This is a genomic window from Terriglobus sp. RCC_193, assembly GCF_041355105.1.
Lineage (GTDB): Bacteria > Acidobacteriota > Terriglobia > Terriglobales > Acidobacteriaceae > Terriglobus.
The window spans coordinates 840,376-860,438 of the sequence record NZ_JBFUPK010000001.1; the positions used below are offsets into that span (position 1 = coordinate 840,376).

At 55.7% G+C, this 20,063-nt stretch carries 16 protein-coding genes; 3 read left to right on the forward strand and 13 right to left on the reverse strand.

The genetic code is table 11. The features are described from left to right. Positions 1-41: 41 nt before the first annotated feature. Together AB6729_RS03480 and AB6729_RS03485 are read right to left on the reverse strand one after the other, a co-directional pair. Positions 42-1,514 (reverse strand): metallophosphoesterase, encoded by a 1,473-nt coding sequence (locus AB6729_RS03480; protein ID WP_371080166.1) that lies wholly within the window; start codon positions 1,512-1,514, stop codon positions 42-44. Between the two features lie 14 nt (positions 1,515-1,528). Beyond that, complete coding sequence (locus AB6729_RS03485) at positions 1,529-2,950, reverse strand: multicopper oxidase family protein (protein ID WP_371080167.1); 1,422 nt, start codon at positions 2,948-2,950, stop codon at positions 1,529-1,531. A gap of 270 nt (positions 2,951-3,220) precedes the next feature. Here AB6729_RS03485 and miaB point away from each other — a divergent pair, with 270 nt between their 5' ends. Continuing rightward, positions 3,221-4,552 carry a tRNA (N6-isopentenyl adenosine(37)-C2)-methylthiotransferase MiaB gene (gene miaB, locus AB6729_RS03490; protein WP_371080168.1) on the forward strand — a complete coding sequence of 444 codons (1,332 nt, stop codon included), beginning with the start codon at positions 3,221-3,223 and terminating at the stop codon, positions 4,550-4,552. Further along, complete coding sequence (locus AB6729_RS03495) at positions 4,549-5,088, forward strand: bifunctional nuclease family protein (RefSeq protein ID WP_371080170.1); 540 nt, start codon at positions 4,549-4,551, stop codon at positions 5,086-5,088. The genes miaB and AB6729_RS03495 overlap by 4 nt, the downstream gene beginning before the upstream one ends. A gap of 45 nt (positions 5,089-5,133) precedes the next feature. Here AB6729_RS03495 and AB6729_RS03500 read toward each other — a convergent pair whose 3' ends face one another. The 9 genes from AB6729_RS03500 to AB6729_RS03540 form a co-directional block, all read right to left on the reverse strand. After that, positions 5,134-6,237, reverse strand: a complete 1,104-nt coding sequence (locus AB6729_RS03500) for a glycosyltransferase family 4 protein (protein WP_371080171.1) — start codon at positions 6,235-6,237, stop codon at positions 5,134-5,136. Between the two features lie 5 nt (positions 6,238-6,242). Continuing rightward, complete coding sequence (gene aroA, locus AB6729_RS03505; protein WP_371080172.1) at positions 6,243-7,541, reverse strand: 3-phosphoshikimate 1-carboxyvinyltransferase; 1,299 nt, start codon at positions 7,539-7,541, stop codon at positions 6,243-6,245. Positions 7,542-7,572: 31 nt separating this feature from the next. Continuing rightward, positions 7,573-9,576 carry a SpoIIE family protein phosphatase gene (locus AB6729_RS03510; protein ID WP_371080173.1) on the reverse strand — a complete coding sequence of 668 codons (2,004 nt, stop codon included), beginning with the start codon at positions 9,574-9,576 and terminating at the stop codon, positions 7,573-7,575. 37 nt (positions 9,577-9,613) lie between these two features. Continuing rightward, positions 9,614-10,315, reverse strand: a complete 702-nt coding sequence (deoC, locus tag AB6729_RS03515) for a deoxyribose-phosphate aldolase (RefSeq protein ID WP_371080174.1) — start codon at positions 10,313-10,315, stop codon at positions 9,614-9,616. Between the two features lie 243 nt (positions 10,316-10,558). After that, positions 10,559-12,847, reverse strand: coding sequence for a Tex family protein (locus AB6729_RS03520; protein WP_371080175.1), 2,289 nt, complete (start codon positions 12,845-12,847; stop codon positions 10,559-10,561). An 80-nt stretch (positions 12,848-12,927) separates the two neighbouring features. Then, the gene (locus tag AB6729_RS03525; RefSeq protein WP_371080176.1) at positions 12,928-13,194 is read right to left on the reverse strand and encodes a hypothetical protein; all 267 of its coding nucleotides are present in this window, start codon (positions 13,192-13,194) and stop codon (positions 12,928-12,930) included. Between the two features lie 3 nt (positions 13,195-13,197). Next, positions 13,198-13,680 carry a cytochrome c-type biogenesis protein CcmH gene (locus AB6729_RS03530; RefSeq protein WP_371080177.1) on the reverse strand — a complete coding sequence of 161 codons (483 nt, stop codon included), beginning with the start codon at positions 13,678-13,680 and terminating at the stop codon, positions 13,198-13,200. Further along, positions 13,680-15,749: a heme lyase CcmF/NrfE family subunit gene (locus AB6729_RS03535; RefSeq protein WP_371080178.1), complete on the reverse strand. Its 2,070-nt coding sequence runs from the start codon at positions 15,747-15,749 to the stop codon at positions 13,680-13,682. Before AB6729_RS03535 ends, AB6729_RS03530 begins: the two co-directional genes overlap by 1 nt. Positions 15,750-15,809: 60 nt before the next feature. Then, positions 15,810-16,199, reverse strand: coding sequence for a response regulator (locus AB6729_RS03540; protein ID WP_371080179.1), 390 nt, complete (start codon positions 16,197-16,199; stop codon positions 15,810-15,812). A gap of 404 nt (positions 16,200-16,603) precedes the next feature. Between AB6729_RS03540 and AB6729_RS03545 the strand changes: the two genes are divergently transcribed. Further along, positions 16,604-19,069 (forward strand): protein kinase, encoded by a 2,466-nt coding sequence (locus AB6729_RS03545; protein ID WP_371080180.1) that lies wholly within the window; start codon positions 16,604-16,606, stop codon positions 19,067-19,069. Between the two features lie 16 nt (positions 19,070-19,085). Here the strand turns inward: AB6729_RS03545 and AB6729_RS03550 are convergent, their stop codons facing one another. Further along, positions 19,086-19,445 (reverse strand): hypothetical protein, encoded by a 360-nt coding sequence (locus AB6729_RS03550; RefSeq protein ID WP_371080181.1) that lies wholly within the window; start codon positions 19,443-19,445, stop codon positions 19,086-19,088. Continuing rightward, complete coding sequence (locus AB6729_RS03555) at positions 19,436-19,969, reverse strand: RNA polymerase sigma factor (protein WP_371080182.1); 534 nt, start codon at positions 19,967-19,969, stop codon at positions 19,436-19,438. Before AB6729_RS03555 ends, AB6729_RS03550 begins: the two co-directional genes overlap by 10 nt. Between the last annotated feature and the right edge of the window lie 94 nt (positions 19,970-20,063).

Below are 20,063 nucleotides of genomic sequence, written 5' to 3' on the forward strand. Positions count from 1 at the left end.
AGGGCCTGTGAAGACGTGCAACGTTCACGGGCCCTTATTTACTAATGGATATCCACGCTTTTCAGGATGCTTCCATCGAGACCAACGATTGATAGCTTTAGACTCTTCTGATCCGCTTCGATCACATTGAAGCCATTCTGCTTCGCTTGAAATGTTGAGCGCGTGTAGTTCTTCTGCGTAAAGTCATAAAGAGAGGCGCCAGCTGCTCCGCTTACAAAGAAGTTCACGCCGCCGTCTGACTGCAACTCCTGCAGATTGTGATCGTGTCCGCACAGGAAAAGATTGACTCGGTTGCGAAGCACAGGCATAAGACGGTCAATCAGGTTCTGCTCATCGCCACGCGATGCCGAATATACCTGGTAATGACCGTAAACGATCTTCCAACGGGCCTTGCTTTTAGCGATTTCGGCATCGAGCCATGCCAACTGTTGCTGGTATAGCGCCGTATCCGACATCTCCATGGTGTCGATTGCGAAAAATTGAACAGGTCCAGCGGTGTACGTATAGAAGGTTGCCGGCATGTGCCATGTTTTGCTCTTGTGCGTGTAGATCACTTCGGCTGCAGGTCCGTCGGCCTGCAGATAATCATGGTTACCAAGGGTGGGATAGAACGATATCCCAAGCGGACCGTAGACCTTCTCCCAGTCATTTTCCCAATGAGGATCATTGGGACTGGAGACTCCACGTGGATAGAAATTGTCGCCAACCGTGATACCGAAATCGAAAGGGTGTTGCTGGCTGTAGGTGATCATTGTTGCCGCAAGCTGCTTTTGTGCAGGAGAGCCATTGCCGAAATCACCGAAAGCCAGAACGCGGATGGACTTACCTTCAGGTGCCACCGCAAAAACAGGTGGTGGTGTGCGAAGGAATGTTGGCAGATTGACCTGCTCGTCGTAGGTGAGCCAATCGTAGGCTTCCTTGCGCAGTACAGCTTCTCCGGCGGAATCCTTTCGCTGGTGAGCATTTTCGGCGGCTTCGAGAAGGAGCTGCCCATTGACACCCCAGTTCAGCTTGCGGAGATCGCGCGCTGCTTCAAGAGCCACGTCTGCATTAGTGTCTGTGGCGACCAGATGCTCTAGGATGGCTTGTAGCTGATGGCGCTTCGCGGGCTGTTCCGCAATCTCAGCATGAACTGCAGAGGGCGAATGAAGGGGACGGTTGGAAGCCTGCAGAGAACGAACCTGTCCGCGGAGACTCTGTGTGAGGATAAGTAGGCGATGTTGCGCATCCTCATCTTTCGCGAGTTGCGTTGTCAGAAAATCAAATGCCTGCGGCTGCTGGCCAATGTATTTCAGCGCAAGGATGAATCCCGCTTCCGGTTGAGCGGGAATCTTCTTTAGCGTTGACTGCTGTTCTTCGGCGGGGATATCGGGATGTAGTGATTCCAACTCCTCGAGATAGGGTGCAGGAATCGTACGGGTCAGTTCAGGAAGCAGGGTCTTACTTTGCTGTGCAAAGACAGAGACAGAACAGGCAGCTAAAGTCAGAAGCAACGTAGCGCGTAATGAATTCATCAGAGGCATACTTTCTAAGAGATAGAGAGAAGTGTCTTGAGACCGCAATCCATGTGCATCTGGTTATGGCAATGCAATAGCGCGGGCCCACTGTTATCAGGCTGAACATTAAATCGAACTTGTTGAAAGGGAGGCACAACTACTGTGTCTTTCCGGATGCCGGTACATGGTTGTCCTGCAATGCTGGTCAACTCAAACGGGAAACGATGAAGGTGCATCGGGTGAGCTTCATCGGAGCTATTGAAAAGAGTGATGCGGCAGCGCTCGCCCACGCGCAGAGTCTCTTGTTGAGATGACAGGAGCACCATCGCCCAACGTTCAAATCCGTCAGAGCCTGAAGGGCGCCGTTCTATGCGGTACGAAAGGTTCTGATTGCACTGTGCTTCATTCTTAGTTCCGGAAGAAAAATGAAGGTAGTTCCAGGGAGCAGTGTCCGCAGGAGGGCTCCAGATTGGCTTTCCTTTGCGGTCCGCATATTCGATGACAGCACCCATTCCGAGTGCGCGGCGCTGGTCATCCGGTGAACCCAGAACCCATATGCCAGGAGTGTCCATAACAACGATTGCATCGAGGCGTTCGCCCACACCCAGATCGAGTACTTCAACAAGAGCTGGCTTGGGGACACGATATCCATCAAGCGCAACTACCAGAAAGCGATGTCCTGGTAGCGATAGCCGCAATTGTTCTGTTGCACTGGCATTCAAAATACGAAAGAGGATGCGTTCGTTGTTGCGAACACGTATGGGTTCACCTTCCCCCAGAGCTTTGCCGTTGATGGTGGCAGCGCGATACACGATGTCCCATCCATCGTCAGGTACATCTTCCCCTTCTTCGGATTCGGAGTCGATCTGTAGATGATGCATCTCTTCCAGTGACCGCTCATTGCCTGCGGTATCGAAGACGCGTGGTTCCCATTCATGACTGGTGATAAAGACTTCTCGATCAAAAGGCTCAGCGTATTCCAGCGAACCAATGACCATTGGAACAAACTGTCCACTATAAGGACCGCGCGTGAGATCGTGCTCACACATAGCGTGCGAATGTGCGAAATAAAATCCCGGTTCGCTTGGAGGTAGCGTGTAAGTAAGCACGCCTCCGGCCGTTACGCTGCGACTTTCCTCTTCCGGCGTTCCATCCAGTGCAGCAGACACGCGCAGGCCATGCCAGTGAACAAACTCTTCTTCTCTTGTGTTATTGCAAATCCGAACATCAGTAAGACGGTCTGGTTGCAAACGAATTACTGCGCCAGATTGATAGTCTGCATAGCTGGTTGTAGTGACAAATCGATTGTTCGCGATTTCAAGAGAAGATGGGGCGAGATTCAACATCAACTGTTGACGAGGTGTCCGCTCAGGAGGAGAGAGCAAACGGTCTGCGAGGCAAATCGCTGAACCGGCGAGGAACTGTCGCCGGCTTGGATTCCAGCTGATAGCCATAAATCAACATCTCCTACAGAGCGTATGTGCATCCTGCCAAGGCAACTCCTGTGGTTCTATCGCTCTTGCAGGGGGTAGGTGCGTCTAAAGCATACGTCGCATTTGTATGTAGCAAATGGACGACGCCCACTCATCTGTAATTACAAGCTGCTGGTTAGTCGAAGGACTGCAGAGGAGATCGTATAGGGAGTGGTGGTTTTGCTTGAACGAGGCCATGTTTTCGCCGCAGATTCGCCTTCGGACCGCCACGGGACGTATACTTTAAATGTGATGAGTACCCCCGCGAAGACCTTCTATATCGAAACCTTTGGCTGCCAGATGAATGCCCATGACTCGGAAAAAGTTATTGGGACGCTGGAGCATGAGGGCTATTCGCGTGTGGAGGATGAAGAGGCTGCCGATCTCATCCTGTACAACACCTGTTCCATCCGCGACAAGGCGGAGCAGAAGGTCTTCCATCGCCTGAACGAATACAAACGTATGCAGGGCGAGGGGAAGAAGTTTGCCGTTCTGGGATGCGTGGCACAGCAGGAAGGTAACAAGATTTTTGACAAGGCGCCATTTGTGTCGCTTGTCTCGGGGTCGGCATCCTATCGCAACCTGCCGGAGATGCTGGTGCGCCTCGAAGCAGGTGAGAAACGCATCACCGGACTGGATGATCGTCAGACGGAAGAGACTTTCGATACCGAATTCACCGCACGGTCTAATCCACATCGCGGCTACATCACCATCATCGAAGGTTGCGATAAGTTCTGCTCATATTGTGTAGTGCCTTACACACGTGGCAAGGAGCGGTCGCGCGCTTCGGAGAGCATTCTTACCGAGGCGAAGCGTATGGCGGAAGCTGGCTATACGGATATTCAGCTTCTGGGGCAGAACGTGAACAGCTACCACGATCCTCTGGGCAAGAAGAGTTTTGCCGATGTGCTGGCGATGGTGGGCGAGCTTCCCGGTGTTCGTCGTGTGCGTTTCACCACATCGCACCCGCGAGACTTTACGCCAGACATTGTGCAGGTAATCGACAGCATGCCTACCGTTTGTGATCACGTGCATCTGCCGGTTCAAAGTGGATCATCAACTGTATTGAAGGCCATGCAGCGTGAATACACGCGTGAGTGGTATCTGGAGCGCATTGCGTGGATTAAGTCTGCGAAGCGCGATATCAGCATGACGACGGACATTATCGTCGGTTTTCCCGGGGAGACCGAAGAAAACTTTGAGGAGACGATGAGTCTTCTCGATGTTGTTGGGTACGACGGCGTGTTCGCATTCCAGTATTCGCCCCGTCCTAATACGCCGGCTGTGGGAATGACCGAAACAGTTTCCGACGAGGTGAAGGCTGCGCGTCTGCAGCGTTTGTTGGAAGCGCAGCGCGAGCGGCAGCGTGTGAGCTACGAACGCCATCTCGGTCAAACCGTAGAAGTGATGGTGGAGGGATATAACCATCAGCGAGGCCAGATCACTGGCCGCACCACACAGAATAAAACGCTGAACTTTACGACGACGTTGCCCATTTTGCCGGCAATCGGCAGCTATCTGAATGTGCGTGTGACGAAGACGTATCCGAACAGCCTCGTGGGCGAGGCAGTGAGCACCGCATGAGCGATTCCGCACAGCAGCTTCGTGATTCCATTGCTTCCGAGAATACGCGGGAGGAGATCGAAGTCCGCATCCGCGGACTGATGATGGATCCTGTTACGAACATGCCCATGGTGGTGCTGAAAGAAGTCAACGGCGATGACGTGCTGCCGATCTGGGTTGGCATCTTCGAAGCGAACGCGATTGCATTGGAGATTGAGAAAAATGCTCCGCCGCGGCCGATGACGCATGATCTGGTGCGCAATCTATTGCGGTCGCTCGCTGTACGCATAACACGCGTTGTGATCTCAGAGTTGAAGGATGATACGTTCTTCGCAATCCTCTGGATGGAATGCAATGGCGAAACCTTGACAGTAGATGCCCGGCCTTCTGATGCGCTGGCATTGGCAATGCGTGCGGACTGCCCGATCTATGTCAACCGGTCTGTGATGGACGTGGCGCGCGCAGGGCAGAAAGGGAGCCGTGATGTGAACTCGGACGAGCTCCGTCGCTGGCTCGAAGGCCTGGGCGATGACGATATGGGACAGTATAAAATGTAGTTCGTTTCGTGAACGAACTACATTAATCGCGTACTCTGTTCGCGATTAAACCCAGTGGCAAAGCTTTGCTACACGTTCAGCCCATTCCTCTTCGGAACTGATGGCAGGCAAAGGCCGGCCAAAGTGACGGCCCTCTGCGGCACTGAACATCGCCTGTCGCAGTGCAGGTGCCATGGCTTCGATACCTCCGTCAAAAACAGTTGCCCACGGAGTATCAAGCAAAATATCGCTGACGCCGCTTTCGCGATGAAGAAGCACAGGCATACCGGATTGCAGCGCTTCCACTGCAGGAATACCGAAGCCTTGTAGTGCAGGCATCAGGAACAAATGCGACTCACGAATCAACTGCCGCAGATCGTCATCAGAGACAAAGCCGAGGAAATGCACGCGCTGTGCGATGCCGAGCGACTCGGCCATGGTTCGCAGCGCGTCGATCTGTGAGCCTTTACCTGCAAGCCGAAGTTGCCAGTCAAAGTGTGATGACAAGGGAATCGCTTCATGCTCAAGCGCTGCGAGCGATTGCAGCATCCAGTCGATGCGTTTGTTCTTTTCAATCCGCGAAACAGAAAGAAGGTTCAGCGTTCCGGAGTAAGAGCGTTCGCGAAACTCTTCCGTGGAAGTAAGGCCACCCATACGCGCGATCTGTGCTTCGATTCCGAAGTCCTTGCGGCACTCTGCACGAAGAAACTCGCTGGTGACGATGGTTGTGCCTCCCGAGCGAAGGCCCCGCGCCGTCAGGAAACTTTGCAGCTTAATGCGCAGTTTCGCTTTCAGGGAACGGTGGCCCGCATCACTGAAAAGAGCCGGGGTGTCGTGCATGAGGCAATGAAAGCCACGCACTCCAACCAAAGTGGCATGGAGTGCGGGCTGATAGCCGGAGACGATGAGTCGCGATTGTGTTGAAACGCCCGCAAAGTGCCGTTTCAGTGTCGCGAGTTTGCTGCGAAAACCACCGTTCGGATTGAGAGTAATTACCTCGACGGGATGGGCCGCGTACTTTGCGAGACCGATAGCATCTCGATACGTAAGAAAACGATTGGCAATGCCATGCTCATAGAGCCAGCGTGACAGAGCGAGATCGGCACGTTCTGCGCCGCCAAAAGCCTCCACCTCTGCGATGAAAATCTCTACCGGCGGCAGGTTCGTCATGCGATCTATCGCTCCGAAATCTGGTTAAGCAACGAGAAGAATTCAGGAAAAGAGATGGCAGCAGCTTCAGCACCGTGAATGGCGGTTTCACCTTCCGCGCGCAGTGCCGCAATGGCGAATGCCATCGCAATACGGTGGTCGTCAGCAGAGTCGACAATACCGCCGCGAAGCATCTGATTTCCCGGAACGTGCAGACCATCTTCGAATTCTTCTACTTCCGCGCCCATGGCTCGCAGGTTCTGAACCACAAGCGCAATACGATCAGATTCTTTCACGCGAAGTTCTTTCGCATTGCGAATGGTCACGCCGGTATTTGTATAGGGTCCGATTGCTGCAAGGACAGGGAGCTCATCGATGATGAGCGCCGGAAGATCACCAATGATCTCAGCACCTTTAAGTTCTGTAGCACCATTTACCTGAATGGTGCCGATCATTTCTCCATGCTTTTCTTCCAGGTTCAGCACCTTTACCTGCAGTCCCATGGAGGCAAGCACATCCAGCAGCGTGGAACGTGATGGGTTCATGCCCACGTCGTCCAGCACAAGCTGCGCATCGGGAAAGAGAATGGTTGCGCAGAGGAAGAACGCAGCGGAAGAAAGGTCGCCCGGAACGGTGGCTTCAATAGCCTGAAGCTGCTGTCCACCACGAATAGAGATGGAATTCTTGCCTCGCTCCAACTCCGCGCCAAACGCACGCAGGGCGTGCTCGGAATGATCGCGCGTGCGGACGGCTTCTTGCAGCGTAGTGGTTCCTTCTGCGCCAAGTCCGGCAAAAAGTACGGCCGTTTTTACCTGCGCACTGGCAATCGGCGTATTGAATTCAATGGCCTTCAGAGTACCGCCGTGAATCGTCATCGGCGCGTGGCCGTCGGTCAATTCGACCTGTGCGCCCATCTGCTCCAGTGGCCCCTTGATGCGCTGCATGGGGCGCTTGGTGAGGGAAGCGTCGCCGATAAAACGATACGTGCCTTTGTGGCCTGCAACCAAACCCGCGAGCATGCGCATTGTGGAACCGGAGTTACCGCAGTCCAGGTCGCGTGTGGGCTGCTGAAATGTGCCACCCACGCCGGTGACTTCGATGATGCCGTCGGGACCCTTTACAACAGTCGCACCCAGTGCTTCCATGCAGCTCAGCGAGCTATGCGGATCTGCGCCAGTGGAGAAGTTTGCGAAGCGCGAGGTGCCTTTGGCCAACCCTGCCAACATGGCATAGCGGTGCGAGATGCTCTTGTCGCCGGGCAGTCGAACACTGCCGCGGACGGTGCGTGCTGGACGCACAACTTCTGTGGTTCCGTTGTGTGACATGGATACCATTCTACTGGTTGTGAGTGAACGATTAGCGAACCTGAAGTACCAGCAGGGTTTCGTCGTCAAAATGCTCGTGGCCATCCTGGAATGTAGAAACACTCTCCAGGACCGTCTTCACTGCGGTTTCCGCATCTGCTTCATGCAGATTGTCCAGCACTTCAATGAGACGATCATTGCCAAACATCTCACCGGCGCCATTTTCCGCGTCGACAATGCCATCGGAGAAGAAGACCAGCAGGTCGCCGGGGCGTGTGCTGATCGTAAATTCTTCATACTCGGCATTGGGAAAGAGACCAAGTGGGAAGCCTTCTGCTTCAATCACGCGCGTATGCATCTGCTCGCCATCGCCTGAGACCAGCATGGGTTGCACGGACCCAGCATTCGCAATGCTGAGAGTTCGTTCGTCGTCATTCCACACGGCGAAGAGCATGGTGACGTACTGCGAATCGAGCTTGCGCTCCTGCAACTGGTTGTTGAGTTCCGCCAGCATGGCTGCAGGGGAGAGATGTTGCGTCGCCACAGAGCGCAGGATGCCGCTGACCAGTGCAGCATAGAGGGCGGCAGGTGCTGCCTTGCCGCTAACGTCACCCACAGCGATGGCGACGCGACCATTGCCGTAGTCGATGAAGTCGTAAACATCACCACCAATGGAACGTGCAGGTAGAAATGTTGCCGCAAACTGCGCATGTGGCAGCGGTTGCGGTGGCGGCGGCAGAAGGCGCATCTGCACTTCACGCGCCATTTGCAGGTCACGCTCCATGCGCTGTTCTTCCTCGAAGATGCGCTCATACAGCCGCGCGTTGGTGATGGCAATGGCGATCTGACCGGCCAATGTTGTCAGCGTGCGCTGATGATCTTCGTTGTAGTAGTTAACGCGGGTGTGCTCCAGCGCAATGACGCCGGTGACTTTTTCTTTGTAGATCAGCGGTACAGCAAGCATGGAGCGCACTTCAGCAGAGCCTCGTTCGCCGCCAGAAGTGCTATCACCCAGATAGCGCGGATCCTTGCGCACATCTGGCACCAGAATCGGCTGGCGTTCCGCCGCTGCCAGACCAAAAATGCCCTTGCCCATCTCCGCATTGCGATCTCGCTGCACCCGCTCGCCAAAGCGGGTGGAAAACCGATTCATAAACTGCTGTCGGCTCTCGCTCCACAACAAAATAGTGAACATCTGAAAATCGACAACACGCTTCAACAGAGTACCAATGCGCTCCAGCAGTGTATCGAGATCAAGGATGGCCGTCAGTTCGCGGCTGATTTCAGCCAGTACAGTCAGTGTCTGCGCTTGTCGGGAGAGTCGTGTATACAGCCGAGCGTTTTCTACCGCCACCGCCATACGTGAAGCGACCAATTCCAGTAGACGCCGCTGGTCCTGCGTGAACGCACTCGCTTGTTCGCTTTCAAGATCGATCACGCCAATGACGCGATTCTTGATGATGAGAGGAATGGCGAGTTCGCTCTGTACCGCTGGATTGGCAGAGATGTAATGCGGCGCATGCGCGACGTCGTCCACTAAAACAGACATGCGCGTGGCTGCGGCCTGTCCCACGATGCCCTGACCTATCTTGAGGCGGATGCGTTCCACTTCAGGGGCATGGCCCACCTGAAAGCGCATCCATAATTCCTGTGTACGATCGTTCAGCAGGAAGATGGCAAAGATGCGGTAATCCACCACGGCCCGCACCAACTCTGCCACACGCAGCATCAGCGTCTGCAGATCAAGCGTATTGTTCAGGGCATCGGCAAGACGCTGTAGGAAGTCCACATGTTCCGAATGCACGCGGATGCGGTTTTCCGGGTGTCCAGGCGAAACCGGGTCAATCACCATGTCGTGATTCGGAATGTCGACCCGTAGAGTATCGTCTGCCTGCGCACCCGGGCTGGGACGATAGTCGCCTTCGAAGTGATGGGAAGGTGTCCCGGCTTCTTCGGCAGCTTGCAGCCGTACCTCGGAAGCATCGGAGGCGCGCGACCGCGTTACCACACGCAGCGGTTTATCTTCGCGCTTTCCTTTGTCTCCATGTGCAGCCATGTACCTGCTTGCCTTTGTAGCAGAGGTGCGGTCTTTCTTAGTAGCCGGAACCGCCGGAGTCACCCTTGGCCGTTCCCGTCAGCTCCTGCACAATGCGCACGCTGGCACTTGCGCCAATGCGGTTTGCCCCTGCTTTCAACATCGCTTTCGCGTCTGCCAGAGAACGGATGCCGCCCGATGCCTTCACGCCAGAACGTAGCCCAGCCACACTACGCATCTGCGCAATGTCATCCACTGTGGCACCCCCAGTGGAGAAGCCGGTGCTGGTTTTGATGAAGTCTGCGCCGGCATTTACGGCAATCTCACTGGCGCGCAGCTTTTCTTCAAAGTTCAGCAGGGCCGTCTCCAGAATGACCTTCACGATGGCTCCGCGCTCATGCGCCGCATCAACTATGCCACGAATATCATTCGCCACGGTGTCATATTCGCCACCTTTAAGAGCCCCGATATTCAGCACCATGTCGACATCATGGGCACCGAGTGCGATGACGCGTTTTGCCTCGTCCACCTTCGATTCGGAGAGGGATGCGCCCAACGGAAATCCGATGACGACTCCTACCGGTACACCTGTCCCAGCGAGTGCCGCGGCCGCCGTAGATACCCAGAACGGATTCACCATGGCACAGGCAAAACGATACTGTGCCGCTTCCTCGCAGATCTGAAGCACCTGCGCCCGGGTGGCATCAGCCTTCAGCAATGTGTGGTCCAGCGTGGCGGCCAGGGCACGCGCGCTGCTCATTGCATGCTCATAAAAGCTCTCAGGAGTGTACGTCGATTCCATCATGTAAAAACTCTCAATCTGCAAGGCCGTAAAAGACCCAAAGGACATCATATCCTCTGATGCGCAGATTCGTTGTTATGACAGCAACCCACTAGCGCACCCGCCCGTGCGAAATAACACAGCGATAGCAGGTCATCCCCGGAGATAACCCTGCGCTGCGGGAGCACGTTGCCGTTCCGGCAGTGCACTTATCTTGCCTGGTTATCTACCTGTCGGAGCATTGCTGCGCCACTTGTTGTTGAGCGCAGTCAGCTTATCTGACATGGAGGATGGCTCGGGTTGCCGCTGTTGTTGCGGGCGGTTGCCTCCGCGCTGCGGCCCTTTGCCGCCTGGGGCTGGTTCCAGCGCCTTGATAGAGAGCGAGATGCGCTTCGTCTTTGTATCTGCACTCAGGACCTTGGCCTTAACCAACTGTCCGGCCTTGAGGGCTTCGCTCGGGTCCTTGATGAACTTGTGCGAAATCTCTGAGATGTGAACGAGTCCATCCTGATGCACGCCGATGTCCACGAACGCACCGAACTTCGTCACATTGGTCACAACGCCTTCCATGATCATGCCCGGTTCCACATCCTTAATTTCGCGGACGGCTTCGTTGAAGGTGGGGGCAATAAACGTATCGCGAGGATCGCGCCCGGGCTTCTTCAACTCCTCCAGAATGTCGTTCAGCGTGTACGTGCCTGCACCGAACGCATCGGTTTTCACACCGGTCAGCAGTTGCGGTTTGCGAATCAGATCGTCAATCGAAGTGTTTAGCGACGACGCAATCTGCTCCACCAGGGCATACGATTCGGGATGTACCGCGGTCGAATCCAGCGGCTGCTCTCCATCGCGGATACGCAGGAATCCAGCGGCCTGCTCGAACGTCTTGGGGCCGATACCGGCTACTTCATGCAACTGCTTACGCGACTGGAAGCGACCATTCGTATCGCGAAACTGAACAATGCTCAGCGCAATGCGCTCACTGATACCGGCGACGTACCGCAACAGTGTCCACGATGCCGTGTTCAGATCGACACCCACGCGGTTTACGCAGCTTTCAATCACAGCTTCCAGTGATTGGTTCAACTGTCGCTGATCCACATCGTGCTGATACTGACCAACGCCGATGGACTTGGGATCGACCTTCACCAGTTCCGAAAGCGGGTCTTGCAAGCGCCGCGCAATCGAGATGGCGCCGCGCACGGTCAGGTCAAGGTCAGGGAACTCCTGGCGCGCAATATCGGATGCGGAATACACGCTGGCACCAGACTCCGAGACAGTAACCTTGAAGATGCCACCCAGCTTGTGTTCTGCGAGGAAGTCGCGCACAAACGCATCCGTCTCGCGCGATGCGGTGCCATTGCCGATGGCGATGGCGCGAATATTCTGCGAGGCCACCATCACTGCCAGCTTTTGCGATGCTTCTTTTTCGCGGCCAGTATGCGGATAAATCACATCATGCGCCAGGAACTTGCCCGTCTCATCGACTACGGCGATCTTGCATCCAGTACGCAGGCCGGGATCGATACCGAGCACACAAATCGGTCCCGCAGGGGAAGCCATCAGCACATGCTGCAGATTCTCGCGAAAGACATCAATGGCTTCCGTATCGGAACGCCGCTTCAGTTCCAGACGCAATTCACCCTGAATCGATGAATTGAGAAGACGCTTCCAGCAATCTTCAATGGCAAGGTTGAGTTGCGGTGTCCAATCGCCGTCATTCTTCAGCACACGCGAACGGATCAGCGCCAACATGCGCTCTTCCTCCGTTTCAATGAGCCAATAGAGGACGTTCTCCGCTTCACCACGACGCACAGCCAGCATGCGATGCGATGGGATTGTCTTCACCGGCTCGCGATACTCGTAGTACATCTTGAACTTTTCCTGCTCATCCTTCGCGTCGAATATCTTGCGGCTGACGATCAGTCCTTCTTCAAACATTACGTGACGAGTGGAGCGGCGCACCTCGGCGTCTTCGCTGATGCGTTCGGCAACAATGTGTCGCGCACCTTCCAGGGCGTCGTCGACCGTGGCGACTTCCTTTGCTGGATCGACCAGCGAAGTGGCCAACGCGATCAGATCAAGCTCCGCAGCTTCCTGCGCCCATAGATAATCGGCCAGCGGTTCCAGGCCTTTTTCGCGCGCAATCGTTGCCTTGGTGCGGCGCTTGGGCTTGTAGGGAAGATACAGGTCCTCCAGCTCACTGCGATCCAGTGTGCCCATGATCTTCGCCTTCAGTTCATCGGTCATCTTGCCCTGTTCCGTGATGGAAGACAGGACGGTCTCACGACGAGAGACGAACTCACGGAAGTACGTGATCTTTTCGGCAAGGTCACGGATCTGCACTTCGTCCAGGTTGCCGGTGGCTTCCTTGCGATAGCGCGCGATAAAGGGAACAGTCGAACCTTCATCCAGCAGCCCCATCACGGCGCGCACGCCGCTGAGCGGGATGTTCAGTTCTTGGGCAATGTGGAGGAGGATTTCCGGAGCGAGAGATTGCACTTCAGCCATACCCGTTCATGGTAACGGGGAAGTCTCAGGAAAACTTGCTACACGTCACAATCGCGGAGTGGATTGTGATGCGCAACAAATTAGACGCGCTCGAGCAGATCGATTTCGCGAACGATGGTGGCGGCTTCGTCTTCCAGCATGGCACGTTGCGTGGCGTAATCCTCTTCTGGATATTTGCCTGCTTTGTACTCGAAATTGAGGTCACGCAGGTTGGCGAAAATGGATTCGCGGCGTTCGCGCAGGAAGTCTATGCGTGAGGTTGCGCGCTGGACGAAGGGATTCTTCTCCGGCCAGAAGGTGTAGGCGAAGGCTCCGACAAAAAGTGCGAGGCAGGCAATGTATGCCATGATTCAGTACTCCGTCTCGCGGCGAATGCGCTCGCGTACCGCGTCGTTTTCCGGGGTGTAGGGGATGGACGGTGCACCGGCTACTGCGACCATGTGGCGGCCCTTCCAACGGCGCACCAGAAAGGCCGTGCCACCGAGCGCAAAGACGAACACGACGACCGGGACGATCCATGCCGCGTTGTCAAAGCCGCCGCGGATGGGCGCTGCGAGAACAGTAGGACCGTATTTCGCTACGAACCAGTTGAAGACACTGGTGTCGCTGCCGCCCGCCGCCACCTGCACACGGAGTTCTTTGATCATGCGGTCGGAGTCAGGGCAGCCGACGTGGTTGCACTCCAGCAGAATCTGCCCGCAACCGCAGACGCACATCATTTTGTGGCCGATGGAGGAAAATTTCTCGTCTGTGCTACCTGCGCCGATGGTCGCGAGCGCGATAGTGAAGACGAAGACCATTTGCAGGATGCGATTACGTAATAGATTGCGCATCAGTCGCCTCCTGCGGCAACGAGTTCACGTGGTTCGGCGGGTGTGGACTTGTTGCTGAGTTGGGCGCGTAGGCCCGGGAGCAGAGCGAGCACTGTGCCTGCAAAGACGATGGCCACACCTGCCCAGATCCAGCTTACGAGTGGGTTCAGGAAGACCTTGATGATGGGTTTGTTTGTGTCCGGATTACGGCCTTCGAAGATGACGTAGAGATCGCGCAGCACCGTGGAATGGATCGCCACAATGGTCGAAGTTGTCTGGCTGGCGTTGTAGAAACGGCGCTCCGGCGACATCTGGCCGATCTTCTTGTCGCCACGGAAGACGTCCAGCAGTGCAAAGTCGGTGTCGTAGTTCGGGTTGGAATCCTGTGTGTAGCTCTGGCAGACAAGCTTGTAGTTGCCGATGGTGAGCGAGTCACCAAAGCCCATCTCCATCTCGTGCTGTTGATTGAAAGCGGAGCCTGCAAGGCCGATAAAAAGGATGACGATGCCGAAGTGCACGATATAACCGCCGTAGCGGCGGTTGTTACGCATCGTCAGTGTCCATACGGCTGCGGTAAGGCTCTTCCCGGTCTGCGTGCGGACAACGTTGGCACCACGCAGGAACTCTGCTGCGATGGCAACCATGACACCCGTGCCGATGGAGAAGCAGACAAGCGCGTAAAGCTGGCCTTCCAGGTCATCCTTCGATGCGGACCACGGATGCATACCGGTAGCCATCAGGATGACAGCGGTGCCGAGGACGGTAACGCAGGGAAGGATAAAGTTGCGGCGGATGGACCGCAGCGAGGTTGCTCGCCATGCCAGCAACGGACCGACGCCCGTGAGCACAAGAAGGAAGAGGCCGATGGGCACCGCGACCCTGTTGAAGAATGGCGGTCCCATGGTGACCTTCGAGCCTTGCACGTATTCGCTGAGAACTGGAAACAGTGTGCCGAAGAGAACGGTGAAGCAGGCAACGAGCAGGACGAGATTGTTGAAGAGGAAGCTGCTCTCGCGGCTGACGACGGATTCCAGTTTGTGTTCGCTGGTGAGGTGGCTGCTCTGGCGGAAGAAGACGAAGAGGCAGACCGCGAAGATGATGCAGAGGAAGGTGGTGAACCAGTTACCAATACTGCTCTGCGCAAAGGCATGAACGCTGCTGACCAGGCCGGAGCGCGTGAGGTCCGTGCCCAGGATGGTAAGCATGAATGTGAGGAAGATCAGCCACACGTTCCACTTCTTCATCATGCCGCGCTTCTCCTGCATCATGACGGAGTGCAGGAAGGCAGTGGCGGTGAGCCAGGGAAGGAACGATGCGTTTTCAACCGGATCCCATCCCCAGTAGCCACCCCAACCCAAAACCGCGTAGGCCCAGTGCATGCCGAGCGCGATGCCGACGGTGAGAAACAGCCACGTCACCAGCGTCCAGCGGCGCGTAATGCGAATCCATTTTTCGCCGGGGTAGCGCATCATCAGAGCGCCGAGTGCGAAGGCGAAGGGAACCGTGAAGCCCACGTAGCCCAGGTACAACATGGGCGGATGGATGACCATCTCCACGTATTGCAGGAGCGGATTAAGACCGTTGCCGTCGGCGGGAATCGGACCTTTGGTCAGGGAGAAGGGCTCCGCCGCGAAATTGAGTAGCGCGAGGAAGAAAATCTGCGGTGCTGCGAGGATGGTCGATGCGTAGGCGAAGAGGCGGACATCTGTTTTATGACGCAGACGCAGCACAAAGCCGTAGGCCGCCAGCAGGAATGACCACAGCAGCAGCGAGCCTTCCTGTCCGCTCCAGAGCGCAGAGAACTTGTACATCGGGTTCAGCGCGATGTTGGTATGTTCGCGGATGTACTCGACGGAGAAGTCGTTAGTGAAGGCTGCCCAGACGAGGGCGAAGGCCGCGCAAAGCACTGCGACGAAGCTGGCGATGCCAGCACGACGGGCGGTTTCACTCAGTCGCTCTGCCGAGATGCGAAGCTGCATCCCTTTGGACATGGCAAAGAGCGCAAAGCTACCCGCAAACAATGTATAGGCGGCGAGGCACAGCGCCAGAAGCAGTGCAAAGGTGCCGAAAGTAGGCATGGGATGAGACATGGGTATCCGGCGCTATGGGCGCAGGTTCATTGTCTCAGGGCAGGACGGCAGGTGCAAACGTCAGGCGTGTTGGCGCTCCGGTATCCGGCAATGCACCAGGCGGTCCACGGAAGCGAGCAGATTGTCCGGCAACAGAGGTTTGAGACGGAAGGTCACATTGAGGCTCTGATATTCATCCTCTGCCTCTTCCAGACCACTGATGACCAGTACAGGAAGATCCGGCTGCAGGATGCGAAGTTCGCGGACAAATTCGGCGCCACTCATGCCGGGCATGATGTGATCCGTGATAACAAGCTGAATTTCAGAGGGGAAGTCATTATCGCGAAACTGTTGAAGAGCACGCTGAGGATTCAAAATCGGAATGACGAAATACCCGGCGCGCTTAAGTATCGTCTGTCGCGTGGCGGCCTGAATGGCATTGTCGTCAATCAGAAGTACTGTTGCTTCCATCGATGTTTCTATTCCTCTGCGAGAGCGTTCTCTCTGCGATTTGCTGTGTATCTGGAGATTTCCACCTTCAGATGCAAATGTTGCCACAACAGCAGCCCGCAATAGGTTATTTTTACAGGTGCTTCCTACATGAAAAGGCAGTTTCGAACGGAATAAACAGTCAGTCTTGCCAGTAAAACGGGTGATTGCAACGATTTATGCGCTCTGCGAATAAATTGCGGCAGGTGGGAAGAATCTTCGCGGATACCCAGGACAAAGCAGCTTTTTCAAGCCGTTTCGTGTTTATGAGACGCTCCGCAACCCGCTTTATTGGATCTGCCATAAATTATCCCGTAAAGGGAACACCGCGAGACTGTCTCTAGCTCTTCCTGATGTAAGTGCCCCTTCCTTGAGATAATCAGGTTATGAAGCACCGCGTCATTGAACACTATGAACTGGTCCGAAAGCTTGGGGCTGGCGGAAGTGGCGTGGTCTATCTGGCCAACGACACGCAGTTGCAGCGGCCTGTGGTGCTAAAGCTGCTGCAACGCGGCGCGCTGACAGAAGAGCAGATGCGGACCACCTATCTGCGCGAGGCGCGACTGGCTTCAGCGATTGACCATCCTAATGTGTGCTCCATTTATGACGTAGGTGAATCGGACGATGAAGCCTACATCGTGATGCAGTATGTCCCGGGCAAACCTCTGGACAAACTGATTGAGGGCGGACCCGCATCAGTGGAGCTGGTACTGTCCGTCGGTATCCAGATGGCGGACGGTCTGGCAGCGGCGCATTCATTAGGTATTTTTCATCGCGATCTGAAACCGGCGAATGCCATCCTGACCGATGGCGGTTTGGTGAAGATTCTGGATTTTGGCCTGGCGCGGCGCATCAACATGGAAGACGTGGAATTTGATCCGGCGCGTTCGAATCCGCGGACACCTCCGCCGGATGCGAAGTACACGGCGCGCGGCGGCACGCTGGCGTATATGGCTCCGGAACAGTTTGTTACGGGACAATCGTCAGTACAAAGCGATATCTTTGCGCTAGGCGTGGTGCTGTATGAACTGCTGACAGGACGGCATCCATTTCATCGACCGGATGCGCCGGATTTTCAGAGCATCCGTGCGATTCAGTTTGCCGAGCCGCCGTCGATCCGCGGGTTTGCGCCGAATACTCCGGTGGAACTTGAGAGCACCATCCTGCATTGTCTGGAGAAGCAGCCCGCGGCGCGGTTTGCTTCGGCCGTCGAATTGCGCGAGAGTCTGCGCACAATTCTGAAGGCGAATGAGTTGGATTCGCTGGTCGTACCCAGCGCCAGCATGCCTGCGTCAGCTTCGCTGGATTTCAAAACGCCAGAGGAAGAGAAGCGATCGACTGGCTTCCTGTCGATGCTGGCGGAGCGGTTCCGTGAGAGTGGCGGCAATGAACAACAGAACACCATCGTGGTTTTGCCGTTTGTGAACATGGGGCCTGCGAATTCAGCGCCGTTGTATGGGCACGCGTTGGCGGATGCGATCAGTGCAAGATTAGCGCGGATGCAATCGCTCGTGGTGCGTCCTACGAGCGCGCTGATGAATGTTCCGGCGCGGCAGCTTGACCCTTTGAGCATTGGACGAAAGCTGGTGGTGCAATACGTGGTGGCCGGAAGCTTTCTAAAAGGCGAGAGCGGCTTCGACCTGAACTGGCAAATGCTGGATGTTCCCGCGCAGGCAGTACGTGCGGGTGGTTCCATCAATGTTGAGTCATTCGATTTGATTGCCGTACAGAACGAGATCAGCACTGAGATTTTTGGTGCGCTGCGCGGTAGTGGAACTGTTCGCATCGGTTCAGCGGGACGGCAACAGCAGGAACAGCAGCCGCACTCGTTGAATGAAGAGGTTTCAGAGGAGTATCTACAGGCGCGTGCGGTGTTGAGTACATTCATGTCGCGTACAGGTGCACTGGAAGATCTGGAGCGCGCCCGCAAGTTGTTTGAAGACGTGACGCTGCGTGATCCCTCGTACGCCGCAGCCTGGACCGGTCTTGGCGTGACGCATCTGCAATACGCACGGCATGGGTTGGGTGGACAGATGCATCTTCTGGAGACGCGGCGTGCTCTGGATAAGGCATTGTCGTTGGATCCTGCGTCCGTTGAGGCGAACCTGTATCGCGTGTACATGCTGCTGTCGCGCGGTGAGAAGGAAAGCGCACGTCATGGCATTGCGCACTTGTTGCAGACAGCGGGCAATGACTGGAACGTGCATCGCGTGGCCGGCATGACTCTGCGAAGTGATGGTCAATATGCGGAAGCGCTGCGCGAGTTTGGCATTGCTCTGCAACAGAACCCAGCAGATGCAGCCGTGATCTATAACCATCGCGCACGCGTGCTGCAGTATCAGAATCAGTTGGAACTGGCCGACGACGAGCTGGAAAAGGGACTCGCACTGGAGCCGAAGCAGCCTCTGCTGCGGATTTCGCGCGGCTATCAGTTGATGCGATTGGGACGACTCTCCGAGGCGATTGATGCACTGGAAGAAGTGATTGCCGAAGACGCCACCATGCGCATTGTGTTCCCAACGATTGCCATGTGCTACGTACAGCTTGGCGATCGCGAAAAAGCGGCGACCTTTATCGTGGATGAGACGATGGCCGCGGCAGAAGCTGACAGCGAGATGGCGTATCGGTTGGCCACGTACTTCGCCGTGGATGGTGAAGCGGGCGAAGCGCTGCACTGGCTGCGTCGCGCCGTGTACCTGGGCAATGAAAACTATCCGTGGTTTGTTATCAACCCGGCGTGGGCCAAGCTGCAGGGCAACAGCGATTTCGAGTTAATCCTGAATGATCTGAAGAAGATATTCAAGCGCAACACGAAAACCTGGAAGCGGCTGCTGGGGCAGTTGGCGCGCTAAAGCAAAACGCCAATTCTTATTGCCTGGAGCTGCGTCTACTGAAGCCGAGCCACAGAACAAAAACGCTGAGTTGCAGCAGCAGCACCAGTTGAATGGTCGTCCATGTGTTGGGCTTGCCTGCAGCAGCGGGCGTGAGTGCAAACATGAGCACGACGAGCACGACGAGCGCAGCAAAGATGGCTTTGCGCCCGTAATCCGGGGCGGTGAAAACGGCGTTCGCAAACCGCTGGTACGGCTGTGGCTTTTGCGGAACGCGTGCCATGACGCGTGTGGCGAAATCCTGCGGCGCAGTAATTTGCGGTGACGTTTCCAAAGCACGGACTAGAGCGGTGTTCCGTTCGTCCTGAGTGTCCTGAGCGTCGTTCGTCATTGCCATCCCCCTTTCCGTTCCAGTGCTGTTCGTAGCTTATTCCTGCCGCGGTGCAGATGTGTTCGGACGGTACCGATGGGAAGTCGTAACGACTCGGCAATCTGCTGATAGCTCCGCTCCTCCTGATGATAGAGGACGATGATAGAGCGCTCGACCGCGCTGAGTTTCCCCATTTCTTCTTCGACACGCAACTGTAGTTCGCGCGTTGCCAGTTCCTGTTCGGCGTTTAGCGACGGATGATGCAGGCGATCTTCCCAGCCACTGGTTTCGTCAGAGATGGAAGTCTGGCGCTGATCGATGCGTTTACGGCGCTTCCATTCGTCCTGTGCCACATTAACGACGATGCGGTGCAGATACGTGGTGAGAAGTGCTTCGCCGCGAAAGGACGGTAACGCGCGATAAAGCCGAAGGAAGACTTCCTGTGCCAGATCATCCACGTTTTCTCGCGATCCGGTGAGGCGGACAAGCATACGAAACACCATGTCCTGATGTTGCGTGACAACCTGCTCGAAGCTGGCTTGATCGTTCAAGTGAGGGTAAGACCGTGGCGGGCTGCAAAAGTTTCAGAAAAGATTTTGAAACTCACTGTGTGCGCTTCAGTCTAACGCCGGCGAAAAGGAGAAA

Coding starts and splice junctions, on each gene's coding strand:
- miaB (WP_371080168.1), top strand. CDS start 3,221: ATGAGTACCCCCGCGAAGACCTTCTATATCGAAACCTTTGGCTGCCAG.
- AB6729_RS03500 (WP_371080171.1), bottom strand. CDS start 6,237: ATGACGAACCTGCCGCCGGTAGAGATTTTCATCGCAGAGGTGGAGGCT.
- AB6729_RS03510 (WP_371080173.1), bottom strand. CDS start 9,576: ATGGCTGCACATGGAGACAAAGGAAAGCGCGAAGATAAACCGCTGCGT.
- deoC (WP_371080174.1), bottom strand. CDS start 10,315: ATGAGCAGCGCGCGTGCCCTGGCCGCCACGCTGGACCACACATTGCTG.
- AB6729_RS03525 (WP_371080176.1), bottom strand. CDS start 13,194: ATGGCATACATTGCCTGCCTCGCACTTTTTGTCGGAGCCTTCGCCTAC.
- AB6729_RS03520 (WP_371080175.1), bottom strand. CDS start 12,847: ATGGCTGAAGTGCAATCTCTCGCTCCGGAAATCCTCCTCCACATTGCC.
- AB6729_RS03495 (WP_371080170.1), top strand. CDS start 4,549: ATGAGCGATTCCGCACAGCAGCTTCGTGATTCCATTGCTTCCGAGAAT.
- AB6729_RS03480 (WP_371080166.1), bottom strand. CDS start 1,514: ATGAATTCATTACGCGCTACGTTGCTTCTGACTTTAGCTGCCTGTTCT.
- AB6729_RS03545 (WP_371080180.1), top strand. CDS start 16,604: ATGAAGCACCGCGTCATTGAACACTATGAACTGGTCCGAAAGCTTGGG.
- AB6729_RS03535 (WP_371080178.1), bottom strand. CDS start 15,749: ATGTCTCATCCCATGCCTACTTTCGGCACCTTTGCACTGCTTCTGGCG.
- AB6729_RS03540 (WP_371080179.1), bottom strand. CDS start 16,199: ATGGAAGCAACAGTACTTCTGATTGACGACAATGCCATTCAGGCCGCC.
- AB6729_RS03550 (WP_371080181.1), bottom strand. CDS start 19,445: ATGGCAATGACGAACGACGCTCAGGACACTCAGGACGAACGGAACACC.
- AB6729_RS03530 (WP_371080177.1), bottom strand. CDS start 13,680: ATGCGCAATCTATTACGTAATCGCATCCTGCAAATGGTCTTCGTCTTC.
- aroA (WP_371080172.1), bottom strand. CDS start 7,541: ATGTCACACAACGGAACCACAGAAGTTGTGCGTCCAGCACGCACCGTC.
- AB6729_RS03485 (WP_371080167.1), bottom strand. CDS start 2,950: ATGGCTATCAGCTGGAATCCAAGCCGGCGACAGTTCCTCGCCGGTTCA.